The sequence below is a fragment of the Vibrio sp. CB1-5 genome (assembly GCF_059412285.1).
On the sequence record NZ_JBJHPB010000047.1, the window covers coordinates 1 to 17,962 of the forward strand.

Genomic DNA, 17,962 nt, shown 5'->3' on the forward strand with positions numbered 1-17,962 from the left:
GTCCTTGGTCCTTGGTCCTTGGTCCTTGGTCCTTGGTCCTTGGTCCTTGGTCCTTCAGGATGCTAGTGAAAATCTGTCAATTACGCAAGGCTCCTACATTGCCAGTCCTAGGACCTAGGCCCTAGGACCGCTCTTACCCTAAATCTCTACCCCAATATTACTCACACCCTGCTCTTTCAGCTCAGCGCGTAAGTCTTTGATCAATTCAATATCACGTTCAGTGCAATCGCGCAACGGGCGGAAGATTGCCCACTGTACGTCCCACTCTTCACACACAGCTTCGTTTTCTTTTTGGTTATCGTTAGTGATTTCCACACCGGTTTCTGCTTGTTCAAGCTGTGCCACTGTCGCGACAGACTGTTGGCTGACCTTGAGTGTGGATTCCAGCAAGTAATCGCGATCGAGCAAACCATGCAGCAGAGTCGACAAAGCAAAGCATGCATCAATCGCTGGATAGACGCCGTACATCTCGAAATCTTCCGAGTTTGGAATGACCTCTTCTAGCTTTTCAAGCTGCTTTTCGAAGTTAATTTTGGCGGTTTTCACCGTCAGCAGTTCCCATACCGCATCCAAAATATTGCGGTACACGCGCGCTTCAGCAAACTCAGTTTGCTCACAGAACATAGCGAAGTTGGGATACATACGCTCGCACAAACAGGTCATAAAAGTGATATGCTGCCAAGGCTCAAATTTTTCGATACGTACCTGAATAGGGTTCTTTAACATGGTCGCTCTGCCGTAGTGAATATAGTCTGCGGAAGTGTAACCAAACGGATAGGGAATAGCCAGAAATGACGACGCAAAAGCATCGCTTAGCACTTGTGACGGACAACAACGACCACTACCGAAAGCTCCTTGAAAGCAAACAGCTGCCAGATCTCGAGATCACCTCAGAGATCGATGGTGCGACTATCTTGTTAGCAGCGCCACCAAAACTGGCACCGCAACTGGATGACGCTAAGGAGTTAGAATGGGTTCAGTCTACGTACGCAGGTATCGATGCACTGCTTGGCGAATCACTTCGCAAGGATTACAAACTCACAAATGTGAAAGGCATTTTTGGTCAGCAGATTAGTGAATACGTTCTGGGTTACTCGATTGGCTATTTCCGACATTTCGACCTGTACAAGCAGCAGCAACAAAAACGTGATTGGCAGCCTCACACTTATCAATCCATGATCGGCAAACGCATGGTTATTTTTGGTACTGGCGCTATTGGTAGCCACTTAGCCAACACAGTGAAAGCACTTGGCATTGTTCCTATTGGTGTTAATCGTACCGGCATTCCGCCAAGACAAAGTGTGTTTGCAGAAACCTACCATATCAATGAAGCGGACAAAGCACTTGAAAGCGCTGACATCATCGTTAATACGCTTCCGAATACCCCAACCACCGATGGCCTTTTTGATGAGCGATTATTCTCAGCCTGTCGCCATGCACTGTTTTTTAATGTCGGACGAGGTCAAACCGTAGGCGGCAATGCTCTGCTCCAAGCATTAGAGCGAGGACATTTAGTGCATGCGTTTTTGGATGTGTTTATTCATGAGCCTATCTCACAAGAGTGCCCGTATTGGAGCAACCCGAATGTGACGGTTACTCCGCATATCGCAGCGATTAGCTTCCCTGAGCAGGTAGTGGACATTTTTGCGGAGAACTATCTGCGTTGGCGTGATGGGTTTCAGTTGCAGAATGTGGTTGATTTTGAGCGGGGGTATTAGGGGTCCTGTGGTCCTTGGTCCTTGGTCCTTGGTCCTTGGTCCTTGGTCCTTTAAGAGCCTAGGGCCAAGAACCGCTCTTAACCATTACTTTATTGGATATTCCTCAAACATCTTATGAACCTGCTCTTGCACAAACACATCTCTATCAGCAGGTTTCATGGTTTCCGTTAACTGTCGCTGTGAGACCGAGCGCCACACTACGTCGTTAGTTGTCGAGTCGACTAATTCGACCGCCAGCTTGCCAAACTTCTTCTCTTTAACGCGTGTTGGGGTGCGAACACCAACACCATAGCCGCTGTTATAGCTTCCAGTGCCAAAGCCAAAGCCGAAACTTGGCCCATCCGCTCTAAGCTCGGTGCCTTCCAAGATATCATAGCGAACCACAAGGTCTGCACCCTGCTCTTTCATGGTAAAGCCCCGGATACCAAGCTCATTATCGACCGCTTGCTTAATACGTGCACCATCAAGGCTCAATGGCGCGGCTTCATTTTCTTGATATTGATAAGTATTGAATGCAGAAAAATTCACGCCGGAGTTATAGTCAGTCGCGACATCAGAAGCACAGCCGGTGGCTAAGAGCACAGAGGCGAGCAAGGAGAGAAACACTTTAAACATTGGGGTGCCTCGTTAAACGAAACCTAGTTAAAGCATAGTCAAGAGGATACAAAAATGCCGTCACCTCCGATAAGGAAATAACGGCATCTCACTATTTAGACACAATAGGTTAGACTGAGTCTAAGCACTTCGCATCTAAACACATTACTTGTGGTATGGCTTAGATAGCTCGTGAACCGCTTCAACAAACACACCTGCATTTTCTGGCGGTACATCAAGGTGAATACCGTGACCAAGGTTGAACACGTGACCTGTACCACCATCGCCAAAGCCTTCTAGAATGGTCGCCACTTCTTCACGAATACGCTCTGGCTGAGCGTACAGCATTGAAGGGTCCATGTTACCTTGTAGTGCGACTTTATCACCCACACGCGCTTTCGCATCAGCAATATTAATGGTCCAGTCTAGACCAACAGCATCACAGCCTGTTGCTGCGATTTGCTCTAGCCACATACCACCGTTCTTAGTGAACAATGTCACTGGAACGCGGCGACCTTCGTTTTCACGAATCAGGCCATCCACAATCTTGTGCATGTACTGAAGTGAGAACAGGTTGTAATCACGAGGTGTTAATACGCCACCCCAAGTATCAAATACCATTACAGATTGTGCACCGGCTTTGATCTGTGCATTGAGATATTCGATTACGCTGTCTGCTAGCTTATCAAGAAGGGCATGCAGGATTTGCGGCTCTGCGTACATCATCTTTTTTATCTTGGTGAACGCCTTTGAGCTTCCACCTTCAACCATGTAAGTTGCCAATGTCCAAGGACTACCAGAAAAGCCGATAAGTGGAACATCACCGTTTAGGTCTTTACGGATCTGACGTACCGCATTCATCACATACTGTAATTCGCCTTCTGGATCTGGAAGCCCAATCTTGTCGACATCTGCTTTACAAGTAATAGGACGCTCAAATTTAGGTCCCTCACCAGCTTCAAAGTACAGACCTAGCCCCATTGCATCCGGAATCGTCAAGATATCAGAAAATAGAATGGCGGCATCTAGCGGAAAACGGCGCAGTGGCTGAAGCGTCACTTCAGACGCCAGCTCTGCATTCTTACACAGCGACATGAAATCACCCGCCACTGAGCGAGTCTCACGATACTCTGGAAGATAACGTCCAGCTTGGCGCATCATCCATACCGGTGTGTAATCGACAGGTTGCTTTAGCAACGCTCGAAGATAGCGATCGTTCTTTAATTCCGTCATTCTTTTTTCTCCAATTCGAAAGGCGTTAGTTTACCGCTATTCATTCATGGTTTGCAGCTTTAGATAACAATTCTTTTACCAAAATTTGAGGACTATCGACTGTGCTGCGCTACCGCTCAAAAAAGAGTCACTTTGCAAAGCAGATCATATTATCAATACGCAGTTACTAGGTGGATTTGCCAAGTATCAAAAGGAATGTTAAAAGTTTGTTTGCTAGCGAAAATTACAATAATACTACTGAGTCTTAAGACTCAGCATCTCATAACGACATCTTACTTACCCCCTCCGTTCGCGGAGGGTTTTTTTTGTCATTTTTCTGTCGAAGCGGCGTCGACCGTGGCATGAATCAGCGCTCTAGCAATCGTTCCTTCCGGCGCCACTAGCGGCAGTTCCTTGGTATCAAACCACTGCGCGTCTTTGAGTTCCGAATAGTCCGGCTTGATCTCACCACTCTCGTAATCGGCAAGAAAGGCCATCATCATACTCGATGGAAATGCCCATGGCTGACTGCCAAAGTAGTGGATATTCTTCACCTTAATCCCCGTCTCTTCTTCCACTTCACGGGCAACACAGGTCTCGAGTGTTTCGCCTACTTCCAGAAAGCCTGCAATCACCGTGTACATGCCACCCGCGTGGCGATTGTGCTGAGCGAGCAAGATTTGCTGCCCTTTTCGAACAGCGACAATAATACATGGGAAAATGCGTGGATAATGCAGCGTTCTGCAATCCTGACACTGCATAGCGAGCTGATTGTGGTTGAGATGGTTGCGACCTCCGCACTGAGGACAAAAACGCATAGATTGGCTCATATAGCCATATTGAATCGCTTTGGAAAATTGATAGAACAGCGCTTCTGGTAAGTGAAGCAGTTCTCGCAGCGATGTCAGTTCTCGCTCACTGTCTAAGTCGGCATCGTTAAGCCACATAACTGGGTGGCCTTCAAACTCACCCACTTGAATCGCTTGCTCGGCAGGTAGGGAATATTGCTCTGCTGAGCCAAACGGAACATCGCCATCTGCAAGCCAAAGCTCGTTCCCCGACACCACACACCAATAAGCTTGACGAATGGTTGCTTTACTTTTTTTTAACATCATCAATCCTCTTCACTTGCAGTTCGACCATTTTACTGGCAATCTAATTTCATACCAGCTAGAAAACTCGAAATTCTAACTCTGGTAAATGAGAAACGAATTCTCTTTACTCTTTGTCATTACAAAGCGTGCAGCTGCCAATTGCAGTGCCGATCATGAGGACATGGTCATGTTAAATAAATTCAAACAAGTACAAGAACAATGGGGTGGCTCAAGCGAAGTCATCGACCACTGGCTAGAAACAAGACAAGCGCTTATTGTTGAATACTGTAAGCTTGGCTCCCTACAACCCGCTCATGCTCAGTCGAATGTGATCGAGCTGCCTACCGCTAAAGAAATCAGCTCATTCTGCGACCATCTCGTGGATTACATCTCCGAAGGTCACTTTAAGATCTATGACATGGTGATGGATAAGTGGAAAGCGACCGGCTTTAAAACCAACGACGATATCGATGCCACCTACGCTAAGATCGTTCTCACGACCGACCCACTGCTTGAGTTCAATGACAAGTACGTGCAAGTGAAGATTGAAGATGAGCTTCCTGGCTTTGAGGAAGATATGTCTAAAGTTGGTGAGATACTTGAGCTGCGCTTTGAAGTGGAAGATAAGCTGATTCAGCTGATTGCGGACAGTTTGGCGATTCCGCCAGGTGCATAGGCATAGATAGCACACGAACCAATTACTCGTTGCTCTTCGCACGCCTAGCAGGTACTCGCCTCCGACAACACGTCATACCCCGGCCTCACGTCATCCTCACGAAAGTGAGGATCTCTGTCCACGAGTATCGTGCTCAAATTGGTGAGTCACTAGCCGCGAGATATCTCCTTTTTCAAGGAGATGACGATGTTGTTGGGTATTAGCGCTTTTAAGACAATAACTCTACCGAGATGATGGCATCTCTCTTACAAACAACAGACACAAAAAAGGCGCCTTTCGGCGCCTTTTTTTCATTTCGCTCTGCGATTACTCGTCAGAAGAGAAACCTGCGTTTAGTAGCGCAGCTAGGTTGTCCGTCGCTTGTTCAGCTGATGGACCTTCTTGAGCTTCGTCACGCTTAGCTTGACGGTCTTGGTGATACGCAAAACCCGTACCCGCTGGGATCAGACGACCCACGATTACGTTCTCTTTCAGACCACGTAGGTCGTCACGCTTACCAGATACCGCTGCCTCTGTTAGTACGCGCGTCGTTTCTTGGAACGATGCCGCAGAGATGAACGATTCTGTTGCTAGAGATGCCTTAGTGATACCTAGTAGGTCACGCTCGAAACGTACAAGTTCTTTGCCTTCAGCTTCTAGCTGACGGTTTGCGATCTTAACGCTTGAGTATTCAACCTGCTCGCCTGGTAGGAACTCAGAGTCACCAGCATGAGTAATTGTACACTTACGTAGCATTTGACGAACGATAGTCTCGATGTGCTTATCGTTAATCTTTACACCCTGTAGACGGTATACTTCTTGAACTTCGTTCGCGATGTATTGAGTCACAGCGTGAATACCACGTAGACGTAGAATGTCATGCGGAGTTTCTGGACCATCGGCAATGACGTCACCACGCTCAACACGCTCACCTTCGAACACGTTTAGCTGACGATGCTTAGGAATCATCTCTTCGTAGTTATCGCCACCATCGCGAGCGATGATTAGACGACGCTTACCTTTCGTCTCTTTACCGAATGAAACGGTACCAGAGTGCTCAGCAAGAATTGCTGGCTCTTTTGGCTTACGAGCTTCGAATAGGTCCGCAACGCGAGGTAGACCACCGGTGATATCTTTGTTACCGCCAGATTTCTGTGGAATACGTGCTAGCGTATCACCCACACCTACTTCTGCGCCATCTTCGATGTTCACGATCGCTTTACCAGGTAGGAAGTAAAGTGCTGGCATTTCAGTGCCTGCGATCATTACGTCGTTACCTTGCTCATCAACAAGTTTGATTGCTGGACGCATATCTTTACCTGCTGCTGGGCGAGCTGCCGCTTCTGTTACTTCGCTTGAAGATAGACCGGTTAGGTCATCTGTTTGACGAGCAACAGTTACGCCGTCGATCATGTCTACGAATTGGATGCGACCTGCTACTTCAGTAATGATTGGTAGCGTGTGCGCTTCCCAGTTCGCTACTGTTTCACCAGCTTGAACTGCATCGCCGTCACCTTTAGTCAGTAGTGAACCGTAAGGAAGTTTGTGCTTCTCTTTGGTACGACCGAACTCATCGATAATCGTCATTTCTGACGCACGAGAGGTGATTACCAGTTTCTTATCTTTGTTGATAACAAACTTAGCGTTGTGAAGTTTCACAGAACCTGTGTTCTTAGCTTGGATGCTGTTCTCTGCTGCTGCAGTAGATGCCGCACCACCGATGTGGAACGTACGCATCGTAAGCTGTGTACCCGGCTCACCGATAGACTGAGCAGCGATAACGCCCACTGCTTCACCTTGGTTCACTAGGTGACCACGTGCTAGGTCACGACCGTAACACTGTGCACAACAACCGAAGTCTGCATCACAAGTAACTACTGAGCGCACTTTCATGCTGTCTACAGAGTTTTCTTCCATGATCTGACACCACTTCTCATCAATCAGAGTATTACGTGGGATCAGAACTTCTTCAGTACCTGGTTTAAGAACGTCTTCAGCAACAACACGACCTAGTGCCAGTTCAGAAAGTGCAACTTTAACGTCACCACCTTCGATATGAGGCATCATGTCAACACCTTCATGAGTGCCACAATCGTGTTCGTGAACAACAACATCCTGAGCAACGTCAACAAGACGACGAGTTAGGTAACCCGAGTTCGCTGTTTTCAGTGCCGTATCCGCAAGACCCTTACGAGCACCGTGCGTTGAGATAAAGTACTGAAGTACGTTTAGACCTTCTTTAAAGTTCGCGGTGATTGGCGTCTCGATGATTGAACCATCTGGACGTGCCATCAGACCACGCATACCAGCAAGCTGACGAATCTGAGCTGCAGAACCACGAGCGCCCGAGTCAGCCATCATGTAGATGCTGTTGAACGACTCTTGTTGTTCTTCTTCACCGTCACGGTTAGTAACCGTTTCAGATGAAAGGTTGTCCATCATCGCTTTCGCTACGCGATCGTTGGTCGATGCCCAAATATCGATCACTTTGTTGTAGCGCTCACCCGCGGTTACAAGACCAGATTGGAACTGATCCTGGATTTCGCGAACTTCTTCTTCTGCTGATTCGATTTCGTCGTACTTCGCTTGAGGTACAACCATGTCATCGATACCAACCGATACACCAGAAAGTGCTGCGTATGCAAAACCTGCGTACATTACTTGGTCAGCAAAGATTACAGTATCTTTAAGACCCAGCTTACGGTAAGCCTCGTTTAGCAGGTTAGAGATTTGCTTCTTACCTAGCTTTTGGTTTACCAAGCTATACGGAAGACCTTTCGGCACGATTTGCCACAACATTGCACGTCCAACAGTCGTATCGACCATCTTAGTTTCAGTTGTGCTGTTACCATCTTCGTCCACTACCGTTTCAGTGATACGCACTTTAACGCGAGCGTGTAGCTCTGCACTCTTAGTACGGTACGCCTTCTCAGCCTCTTCAGGGCCAGCAAGGTACATACCTTCACCTTTCACGTTGATCTTGTCACGTGTCATGTAGTACAGACCCAATACAACGTCCTGAGAAGGTACGATGATCGGATCACCTGATGCTGGCGACAGAATGTTGTTTGTCGACATCATCAGAGTACGAGCTTCAAGCTGTGCTTCTAGAGTTAGAGGCACGTGAACCGCCATTTGGTCACCATCGAAGTCCGCGTTGTACGCCGCACACACTAGTGGGTGTAGCTGAATCGCTTTACCTTCGATTAGTACTGGTTCGAACGCCTGGATACCAAGACGGTGAAGTGTTGGTGCACGGTTCAATAGTACTGGGTGTTCGCGGATTACTTCGTCTAGGATATCCCAAACGATCGCTTCTTCGCGCTCTACCATCTTCTTAGCTGCTTTGATTGTCGTCGCCATGCCACGAGTTTCTAGCTTGCTGTAGATGAATGGTTTGAATAGCTCTAGTGCCATCTTCTTAGGAAGACCACACTGGTGCAGACGAAGGTATGGACCTACTGTGATTACAGAACGGCCAGAGTAGTCTACACGCTTACCTAGTAGGTTCTGACGGAAACGACCTTGTTTACCCTTGATCATATCAGCAAGAGATTTCAGAGGACGCTTGTTCGAACCTGTGATCGCACGACCGCGACGACCATTATCTAGAAGGGCATCAACAGACTCTTGCAGCATACGCTTTTCGTTACGTACGATGATGTCCGGAGCCGCTAGCTCTAGAAGACGCTTCAAACGGTTGTTACGGTTGATTACGCGACGGTATAGGTCGTTCAGATCAGACGTTGCGAAACGGCCGCCATCTAGTGGTACTAGAGGACGTAGATCTGGCGGAAGTACCGGAAGAACAGTTAGGATCATCCACTCAGGGTTGTTACCTGATTGAATAAACGCTTCAACTAGCTTCAGACGCTTAGTGATTTTCTTACGCTTAGTTTCTGAGTTTGTAGACTCAAGCTCTTCGCGCATCATCTCTGCTTCAGCGTGCATGTCCATAGTAGACAGCAGATCTTTGATCGCTTCTGCACCCATCTTAGCAGTGAACTCATCACCCCATTCTTCTAGACGATCAAGATACTCTTCTTCAGTAAGCATCTGTGATTTTTCTAGATCCGTCATACCCGGCTCTGTTACTACGTACATTTCGAAGTAAAGAACGCGCTCGATATCACGTAGTGGGATGTCCATTAGCAAACCGATACGAGATGGTAGCGATTTTAGGAACCAGATGTGAGCTACTGGAGACGCAAGCTCGATGTGGCCCATGCGGTCACGACGAACTTTAGTTTGTGTAACTTCTACACCACACTTCTCACAGATAACACCACGGTGCTTCAGACGCTTATATTTGCCACAAAGACATTCGTAGTCTTTAACTGGACCAAAGATACGCGCACAGAACAGACCATCGCGCTCAGGCTTGAACGTACGATAGTTGATAGTTTCTGGTTTTTTAACTTCACCAAAAGACCATGAACGGATCATGTCAGGTGAAGATAGACCGATTTTGATTGCATCAAATTCTTCGGTCTTATGCTGTGCTTTTAGAAAGTTTAATAAGTCTTTCACAATCAGCTCCTGTAAGGAGTTTAAAAAGGAACCCGCTAGGTCAGCAAACCTGTGCGAGCCCCTTTTCTACCAGATAATCCAGAGGGATTATTCGTCTTCTAGCTCGATGTTGATACCTAGCGAGCGGATCTCTTTCAACAGTACGTTGAACGATTCTGGCATGCCAGGTTCCATGCTGTGGTTACCATCGACGATGTTTTTGTACATCTTCGTACGGCCGTTAACGTCATCAGACTTAACCGTTAGCATTTCTTGAAGCGTATATGCAGCACCGTATGCTTCTAGTGCCCATACTTCCATCTCACCGAAACGCTGACCACCGAACTGAGCTTTACCACCAAGTGGTTGCTGAGTTACTAGGCTGTACGAACCAGTTGAACGAGCGTGCATCTTGTCATCAACAAGGTGGTTTAGTTTCAGCATGTACATGTAACCTACAGTTACAGGACGCTCAAACGCATCACCAGTACGACCGTCAAACAGAGTTAGCTGACCAGATTCTGGTAGGTCACCCAGTTTTAGAAGTTCTTTAATAGACTTCTCAGACGCACCGTCAAAGACAGGTGTAGCAATCGGTAGACCGCCACGTAGGTTCTTAACCAGAGTACGTACTTCGTCATCAGACAGTGATGCAATATCAACGTTCTGACGAGTACCACCTAGATCGTAAACCTTCTGCAGGAATTCGCGGAATTTCGCTAGTTCTTGCTGCTCTTTCACCATCTGGTTGATCTTGTCACCGATACCTTTCGCTGCCAGACCTAAGTGAACCTCAAGGATCTGACCGATGTTCATACGCGAAGGTACACCCAGTGGGTTAAGTACGATGTCGACAGGCTGACCTTTCTCATCGTAAGGCATGTCTTCAACAGGGTTGATCTTAGAGATTACACCCTTGTTACCGTGACGACCCGCCATCTTATCACCAGGCTGGATACGACGTTTAACCGCTAGGTAAACTTTAACAATCTTAAGAACGCCAGGCGCTAGATCATCACCTTGAGTGATCTTACGACGCTTAGTTTCAAACTTCTTATCGAAGTCTGCTTTTAGCTCGTCGTACTGCTCTGCAAGTTGCTCAAGCTGAGTTTGCATTGCATCGTCTTCTAGCGTTAGTTCTAGCCACTTCTTACGATCGATAGTATCTAGTTTAGCGTCAGAGTAACCACCTTGAAGTAGTACAGCGCGAACACGGTTTAGAAGGCCACCCTCAAGAATCTGGAATTCTTCAGTTAGGTCTTTCTTCGCTTCTTTCAGCTGCATTTGCTCAATTTCTAGAGCACGCTTGTCTTTCTCTACGCCATCGCGAGTGAAGACTTGAACATCAATGATGGTACCTGAAATAGAGTTAGGTACACGTAGTGAAGTATCTTTAACGTCAGATGCTTTTTCACCGAAGATCGCACGTAGTAGCTTCTCTTCTGGAGTTAGCTGAGTTTCACCTTTAGGTGTTACTTTACCAACTAGGATGTCGCCACCCTTAACTTCAGCACCGATGTAAACGATACCTGACTCGTCTAGTTTAGACAGAGCAGACTCACCTACGTTTGGAATATCCGCTGTGATCTCTTCAGAGCCCAGCTTGGTATCACGTGCCACACAAGATAGTTCTTGGATGTGGATAGTCGTGAAGCGGTCTTCTTGAACTACGCGCTCAGATACTAAGATCGAGTCTTCGAAGTTATAACCGTTCCAAGGCATGAACGCGATACGCATGTTTTGACCAAGCGCTAGCTCACCAAGATCTGTTGAAGGACCATCAGCAAGAACGTCACCGCGTGCTACTGGCTCGCCAGGTAGTACGGTTGGGCGCTGGTTAATACAAGTGTTCTGGTTCGAACGCGTGTACTTAGTCAGGTTGTAGATATCGATACCTGCTTCGCCAGGGATCAGCTCGTCTTCGTTAACTTTGATAACGATACGAGACGCGTCTACAGACTGAACGCTGCCGCCACGTTTAGCTACTGCTGTTACACCAGAGTCAACCGCTACGTTGCGCTCGATACCAGTACCAACTAGAGGCTTGTCAGCCTTAAGTGTTGGAACAGCCTGACGTTGCATGTTCGCACCCATCAATGCACGGTTCGCATCATCGTGTTCTAGGAACGGGATAAGCGACGCAGCGATAGATACTACTTGGTTTGTTGCAACGTCCATGTAGTTAACATGGTCGCGTGGGTGAAGACCAGATTCACCTTTTTGACGTGCTGTGATTAGCTCATCATCGAAAGTGCCTTCTTCAGTTAGCGCAGCGTTAGCCTGTGCGATAACGAATTGGCCTTCTTCGATTGCTGATAGGTAATCAACTTCGTCAGTTACTACACCATCAACAACGCGGCGGTACGGAGTTTCTAGGAAACCGTACTCGTTACAGCGCGCGAATGCTGATAGAGAGTTAATTAGACCGATGTTCGGACCTTCAGGTGTTTCGATAGGACATAGACGACCGTAGTGAGTTACGTGTACGTCACGAACTTCGAAGCCAGCACGCTCACGAGTTAGACCGCCAGGACCCAATGCAGAAATACGACGCTTGTGCGTCACTTCTGAAAGCGGGTTGTTCTGGTCCATAAACTGAGATAGCTGTGAAGAGCCGAAGAATTCTTTAACTGCCGCAGAGATAGGCTTAGCGTTGATTAGGTCTTGAGGCATGATTGCATCAAGGTCACCTAGGCTCAAACGCTCTTTCACTGCACGCTCAACACGTACAAGACCAACACGGAATTGGTTCTCAGCCATTTCACCTACAGAACGGATACGACGGTTACCTAGGTGGTCGATATCATCGACTTCACCGATACCGTTACGGATCGCGATAAGCTTCTTCATCACTTCGATGATATCAGTCTCATCCAGCGTACCCTGTTCTAGAGCATCTTCACGCATGATAGAGCTGTTGAACTTCATACGACCAACGGTCGATAGGTCATAACGCTCTTCTGAGAAGAATAGGCTTTCGAAAAGTGCTTCTGCAGCTTCTTTTGTTGGCGGCTCACCAGGGCGCATCATGCGGTAGATTTCTACCAATGCAGAGATGCGGTCTACCGTGCTGTCGACACGAACAGTGTCAGACATGAACGGACCGTGGTCTAGATCGTTCGTAAACAGAACTTCTAGTTTTTTAACGCCAGCCTGAGATAGGTTTGCTAGTGCTTCTAGGCTGATCTCTTGGTTTGCACCAACAATGATCTCACCTGTCGCTTCATTGATGTAGTCTTGAGAAGCTACTTTACCTACGATGTACTCGACAGGTACTTCAATGAACTCAACGCCATCTTTTTCTAGTTGGCGGATGTGACGAGCAGTAACGCGACGACCAGTCTCAACATAAGTTTTGCCGTTTGCTTCGATATCGAAAGAAGCAGTCTCACCACGTAGACGCTCAGGCACCAACTCCATAAGTAGAGTTTGATCCTTAACTTCGAAGTTTACTTTTTCGAAGAAGATATCGAGGATTTCTTGCGTAGACTTACCTAGTGCACGAAGAATGATCGATGCTGGTAGTTTACGACGACGGTCGATACGAACGTACAGGTTATCTTTCGGGTCGAACTCGAAGTCGAGCCATGAACCACGGTAAGGAATAACACGTGCGTTATAAAGAACTTTACCTGAAGAGTGAGTCTTACCCTTATCGCTGTCGAAGAACACGCCTGGGCTTCGGTGCAGCTGGGATACGATAACCCTCTCGGTACCATTGATAACGAAGGTACCATTGTCTGTCATAAGCGGAATTTCGCCCATGTAGACTTCTTGTTCTTTAATGTCTTTTACAGTACCTGCTGGTGCGTCTTTATCAAAGATTACTAGGCGTAGTTTTACGCGTAGTGGCTTTGAATACGTAACGCCACGAATTTGACATTCTTTAACGTCAAACACTGGCTCACCAAGACGGTAGCTAACGTATTGCAGCTCAGAGTTGCCGTTATAGCTCTGAATTGGGAATACAGAACGAAACGCAGCTTCAAGTCCGTATTGACCCTCAGGATCCTGTTCGATGAATTTGTCGAACGAATCAAGCTGGATCGATAGCAGGTATGGAATGTCCAAAACTTGTGGACGAGTACCAAAGTCCTTACGGATGCGCTTTTTCTCGGTATAAGAGTAAACCATGGGGTTCCTCAGCTCGCTGATAAGTGACCCAAACTGCCCTTCCATCCTAGTTACTTAAGGTGGAGTATGGGGCAGTGACTAACAACTGTTTACTGTAGTGACGTTGGCTCTAGCGTCGAGACAACGTTTTTTGCTTGGTGCATAGACGCTTAAACAGCGGGAAAATTCATCTATGCCCTACAGCGCAAAAAGGCCGGTGGTCAATAAACCACCAGCCATTAGCCTATTCGGCTAAGAAATTAAGCAATAATTACTTAACTTCAACAGAAGCACCAGCTTCTTCTAGCTGAGCTTTAAGAGCTTCAGCTTCAGCTTTGTCAACACCTTCTTTAAGTGCTGCAGGAGCTGAGTCTACAAGACCTTTAGCTTCTTTAAGGCCTAGACCTGTTGCGCCACGTACCGCTTTGATAACAGCAACTTTGTTACCGCCAGCAGCAGTTAGGATTACGTCGAATTCAGTTTGCTCAGCAGCAGCTTCGCCACCAGCAGCACCGCCAGCTACAACAGCAGCTGCAGCAGTAACGCCGAATTTCTCTTCCATAGCTTCGATAAGCTCAACAACTTGCATTACAGACATTTCTGCAACTGCGTCTAGGATTTGCTCGTTAGTAATAGACATAACAATTCTCTTTTAAGTCAACAATAAGTTTAAATAGCAACCAGTGAAAAGCAAGGCTTAAGCCGCAGCTTCTTCTTTTTGGTCGCGTAGTGCAGCGATAGTACGTACCAGCTTGCCTGCAGAAGCTTCTTTCATGCACATCATTAGGCGTGCAATTGCTTCGTCGTAAGTTGGTAGTGTCGCTAGTACTTCAGCATCAGTAACCGCGCCTTCAAATGCAGCAGCTTTGATCTCGAATTCTTTATTCTCTTTAGCGAAGTCTTTGAAAAGACGTGCTGCAGCACCTGGGTGCTCATTAGAGAATGCAAGTAGAGTTGGACCAGTAAAAGCGTCTGTTAGACACTCATACTCAGTACCTTCTACTGCACGGCGTGCAAGAGTGTTACGAACAACTCTCATGTAAACACCCGCTTCACGCGCTTGTTTACGTAGAGAAGTCATCGCGCCTACTTCAACGCCACGAGAGTCAGCTACAACTGCAGAAAGTGCACCACTGGCTGCTTCGTTGACTTCAGCAACAATTGCTTTTTTGTCTTGAAGGTTTAAAGCCATCTTGGATTTACTCCTGGTTGTTTTTACACCACCCGAAATCTTCGCGATTTTGGGAGTTCATACGGTGCTTTCCAGAAGAAAGATAAACGTTACGCTCAACTTTCTTTCTATCTGGCACCATCTACGTAGGTAGTATTAAGTTCTTTTCAGAACGCCTACGGTCTTGGATGGAGACTAAAGTCACTAGGAATTCAGCCTCAACCACAAATTTTGATAGGCGCAAAATTATACAAGAATTTCGCACCTATGCAAGCAATTAAGCTTGAGTGTTTAGTGTAGATTGATCTACAGAAACACCAGCACCCATAGTTGTAGAGATGCTAATTTTCTTCAGGAAAGTACCTTTCGCTGAAGACGGCTTCGCTTTCTTAAGCGCAACTAGTAGAGTTTCTAGGTTCTCTTGTAGTTGGTTCGCTTCGAAGTTCACTTTACCGATGGTAGTGTGAACGATGCCGTTCTTGTCGTTACGGTAACGAACCTGACCAGCTTTAGCGTTTTTAACTGCTTCAGCAACGTTAGGAGTTACAGTACCAACTTTCGGGTTTGGCATAAGACCGCGAGGACCTAGGATAGTACCTAGTTGACCAACAACACGCATTGCATCTGGAGAAGCAACAACTACGTCGAAGTTCATTTCGCCTTTCTTAACTTGCTCAGCAAGATCTTCCATACCTACGATGTCTGCGCCAGCTTCTTTAGCTGCTTCAGCGTTTGCACCTTGAGTGAACACTGCAACGCGGATTTCGCGGCCAGTACCGTGAGGTAGTACAGTTGCACCACGTACGTTCTGGTCAGATTTACGAGCATCGATGCCTAGGTTAACAGCAACGTCTACAGACTCAACGAATTTAGCCGTTGCAAGTTCTTTAAGAAGAGCTACAGCTTCGTTGATTTCGTATTCTTTAGTTACGTCAACTTTTTCGCGGATTACGCGCATACGCTTAGTAAGTTTTGCCATGATCTTAACCCTCTACCACTAGGCCCATTGAACGAGCAGTACCCGCAATAGAACGCTTCATCGCTTCAATGTCAGCACCAGTCATATCAGCAGCTTTAGTTTCTGCGATTTCTTGGATTTGAGCGTCAGTCACTGTACCCACTTTTTCAGTGTTAGGACGACCTGAACCAGACTTAACGCCAGCAGCTTTCTTAAGAAGAACAGCAGCAGGTGGAGTCTTAGTTACGAACGTGAAAGAACGGTCGTTGTATACAGTGATTACTACTGGAGTCGGTAGACCTTTCTCAATAGATTCTGTTTTTGCGTTGAACGCTTTACAGAATTCCATGATGTTCACACCGTGTTGACCTAGTGCAGGACCAACCGGTGGACTTGGGTTTGCCATACCAGCTGCAACTTGCAGTTTGATATAAGCTTCAACTTTCTTAGCCATGATATTTCCTAATTTTGGGTTCAAACGCTATCCGAATGGGAAAGCTCCCCGTGTTTTGAAAAAACTTTCTACAGTCATTACTGTAAAAAGGCGCGAAATTATAAGCATAATTCGCGCCTTTAACAACCCTAAAATGGTGTTTTTTTATACTCTCACTTTTAAAGGCCTAAGCCATTAAAAATTCGGTATTAATCAAGTTTGTCAACTTGACCAAAGTCGAGTTCAACCGGTGTTGCACGACCAAAGATCGATACAGACACTTTCAAGCGGCTCTTCTCATAATCCACTTCTTCAACAGTACCGTTGAAGTCAGCAAACGGACCTTCGTTAACACGTACCACTTCACCCGCTTCGAACATCGTTCTTGGACGAGGCGCTTCGCTAGCTTTCTCTAGACGATTAAGGATAGCGTCAGCTTCTTTATCTGTGATAGGTGCTGGACGGTCAGAGGTACCACCAATGAAGCCCATGACACGCGGTACACTACGTACTAAGTGCCAAGACTCATCGTTCATGATCATCTGAACAAGAACGTAGCCTGGGAAGAACTTACGCTCGCTTTTACGGCGTTGGCCTGCGCGCATTTCCACAACTTCTTCAGTCGGTACTAGCACTTCACCAAAGTACTCTTCCATTGCGTGCATTTTGATATGTTCGCGAAGAGACTGAGCCACACGTCCTTCAAAGCCAGAAAAGGCTTGAACAACGTACCAGCGTTTTTTCGGAGCTTCACTCATGAATTAACACCCTCTATAACCCGGTTATGAACGCAACAAGACGGACCATAATGCCGTCGATACCCCATAACGCAAGCGCCATTACAATACTTACTGCAAGGACAATCAGCGTAGTCTGCATCGTTTCTTGGCGTGTTGGCCAAACCACTTTGCGAACTTCTACGCGCGCTTCACGTGCGAACGTGATAGCTGCCTTACCTTTTGTTGTTGTAGCTGCAACACCAAGTGCCGCGGCAATCAATACAACCACACCTGCAGCGCGAAGAACTACAGATAGCTCTCCGTACAGGTAATTACCCACAACAGCGGCGGCTAGCAGCGCAAAAGCGACGATCCACTTAATTACATCTGCTGCATTTGAGCTATCAGGAGTTTCAGCGTTTGCTTTCATAAAACCAACCTGTGACAAGTCTTAACTAGACGACAACAACCCCGCTGCTGCAGGGCTTATTCCTTTAATGTTGGTAAAATTTGAGTCAAACCAACATATTATGCAAAGGCTCAGGTAGAAATCGCTTTCCAACTCAACCCTTATAAATCCTTTATTCATTCACTCTTTGAGCAGTCATTGAGTGAATTATGCGCCCCTATATATAGTAGCGCAGAAAAAGGGCATCAAATGATGCCCTTTTTAGCATTGCTTAGTCAAATCTTATTCAAAGATTTTACCAGAGCTTGCGACAATTCTAAGAATTAGTCGAAGATCTTAGCAACAACACCAGCACCTACTGTACGGCCACCTTCACG

At 46.8% G+C, this 17,962-nt stretch carries 14 protein-coding genes; 2 read left to right on the top strand and 12 right to left on the bottom strand.

Translation table 11 applies throughout. The features are described from left to right. Window positions 1-138: 138 nt before the first annotated feature. Window positions 139-726 carry a YjaG family protein gene (locus ACJB0T_RS21185; protein WP_479291916.1) on the bottom strand — a complete coding sequence of 196 codons (588 nt, stop codon included), beginning with the start codon at window positions 724-726 and terminating at the stop codon, window positions 139-141. A gap of 65 nt (window positions 727-791) precedes the next feature. Here ACJB0T_RS21185 and ACJB0T_RS21190 point away from each other — a divergent pair, with 65 nt between their 5' ends. Continuing rightward, complete coding sequence (locus tag ACJB0T_RS21190; protein WP_479291918.1) at window positions 792-1,718, top strand: D-2-hydroxyacid dehydrogenase; 927 nt, start codon at window positions 792-794, stop codon at window positions 1,716-1,718. Between the two features lie 84 nt (window positions 1,719-1,802). Here the strand turns inward: ACJB0T_RS21190 and ACJB0T_RS21195 are convergent, their stop codons facing one another. The 3 genes from ACJB0T_RS21195 to nudC form a co-directional block, all read right to left on the bottom strand. Next, complete coding sequence (locus ACJB0T_RS21195) at window positions 1,803-2,333, bottom strand: DUF4136 domain-containing protein (RefSeq protein WP_479291920.1); 531 nt, start codon at window positions 2,331-2,333, stop codon at window positions 1,803-1,805. A 144-nt stretch (window positions 2,334-2,477) separates the two neighbouring features. Next, window positions 2,478-3,545: a uroporphyrinogen decarboxylase gene (gene hemE / locus ACJB0T_RS21200; RefSeq protein WP_338165611.1), complete on the bottom strand. Its 1,068-nt coding sequence runs from the start codon at window positions 3,543-3,545 to the stop codon at window positions 2,478-2,480. Between the two features lie 308 nt (window positions 3,546-3,853). Next, window positions 3,854-4,636: an NAD(+) diphosphatase gene (gene nudC / locus ACJB0T_RS21205; protein WP_479292341.1), complete on the bottom strand. Its 783-nt coding sequence runs from the start codon at window positions 4,634-4,636 to the stop codon at window positions 3,854-3,856. 163 nt (window positions 4,637-4,799) lie between these two features. Between nudC and rsd the strand changes: the two genes are divergently transcribed. Next, entirely contained in the window at window positions 4,800-5,294 is a 495-nt protein-coding gene (gene rsd / locus ACJB0T_RS21210; protein ID WP_479292342.1) for a sigma D regulator, read from the top strand. A gap of 306 nt (window positions 5,295-5,600) precedes the next feature. On the opposite strand, the gene rpoC is transcribed toward rsd, so the two are convergent. The 8 genes from rpoC to secE all read right to left on the bottom strand — a co-directional run bounded on the left by rpoC (window position 5,601) and on the right by secE (window position 17,606). Then, the gene (gene rpoC / locus ACJB0T_RS21215; protein WP_479291923.1) at window positions 5,601-9,803 is read right to left on the bottom strand and encodes a DNA-directed RNA polymerase subunit beta'; all 4,203 of its coding nucleotides are present in this window, start codon (window positions 9,801-9,803) and stop codon (window positions 5,601-5,603) included. 87 nt (window positions 9,804-9,890) lie between these two features. Beyond that, window positions 9,891-13,916: a DNA-directed RNA polymerase subunit beta gene (gene rpoB, locus ACJB0T_RS21220; RefSeq protein ID WP_479291924.1), complete on the bottom strand. Its 4,026-nt coding sequence runs from the start codon at window positions 13,914-13,916 to the stop codon at window positions 9,891-9,893. 250 nt (window positions 13,917-14,166) lie between these two features. Next, window positions 14,167-14,535, bottom strand: coding sequence for a 50S ribosomal protein L7/L12 (gene rplL, locus ACJB0T_RS21225; RefSeq protein WP_353497587.1), 369 nt, complete (start codon window positions 14,533-14,535; stop codon window positions 14,167-14,169). Between the two features lie 57 nt (window positions 14,536-14,592). Continuing rightward, window positions 14,593-15,087, bottom strand: coding sequence for a 50S ribosomal protein L10 (gene rplJ / locus ACJB0T_RS21230; RefSeq protein WP_103882682.1), 495 nt, complete (start codon window positions 15,085-15,087; stop codon window positions 14,593-14,595). A 256-nt stretch (window positions 15,088-15,343) separates the two neighbouring features. Further along, window positions 15,344-16,045, bottom strand: coding sequence for a 50S ribosomal protein L1 (gene rplA, locus ACJB0T_RS21235; protein ID WP_479291926.1), 702 nt, complete (start codon window positions 16,043-16,045; stop codon window positions 15,344-15,346). A gap of 4 nt (window positions 16,046-16,049) precedes the next feature. After that, a complete protein-coding gene (gene rplK / locus ACJB0T_RS21240) occupies window positions 16,050-16,478 on the bottom strand; it encodes a 50S ribosomal protein L11 (protein WP_008078231.1) in 429 nt (142 codons plus the stop codon). A gap of 188 nt (window positions 16,479-16,666) precedes the next feature. Next, entirely contained in the window at window positions 16,667-17,215 is a 549-nt protein-coding gene (gene nusG, locus ACJB0T_RS21245; protein WP_042503218.1) for a transcription termination/antitermination protein NusG, read from the bottom strand. A gap of 13 nt (window positions 17,216-17,228) precedes the next feature. Further along, the gene (gene secE, locus ACJB0T_RS21250) at window positions 17,229-17,606 is read right to left on the bottom strand and encodes a preprotein translocase subunit SecE (protein WP_042478967.1); all 378 of its coding nucleotides are present in this window, start codon (window positions 17,604-17,606) and stop codon (window positions 17,229-17,231) included. Window positions 17,607-17,962 lie beyond the last annotated feature (356 nt).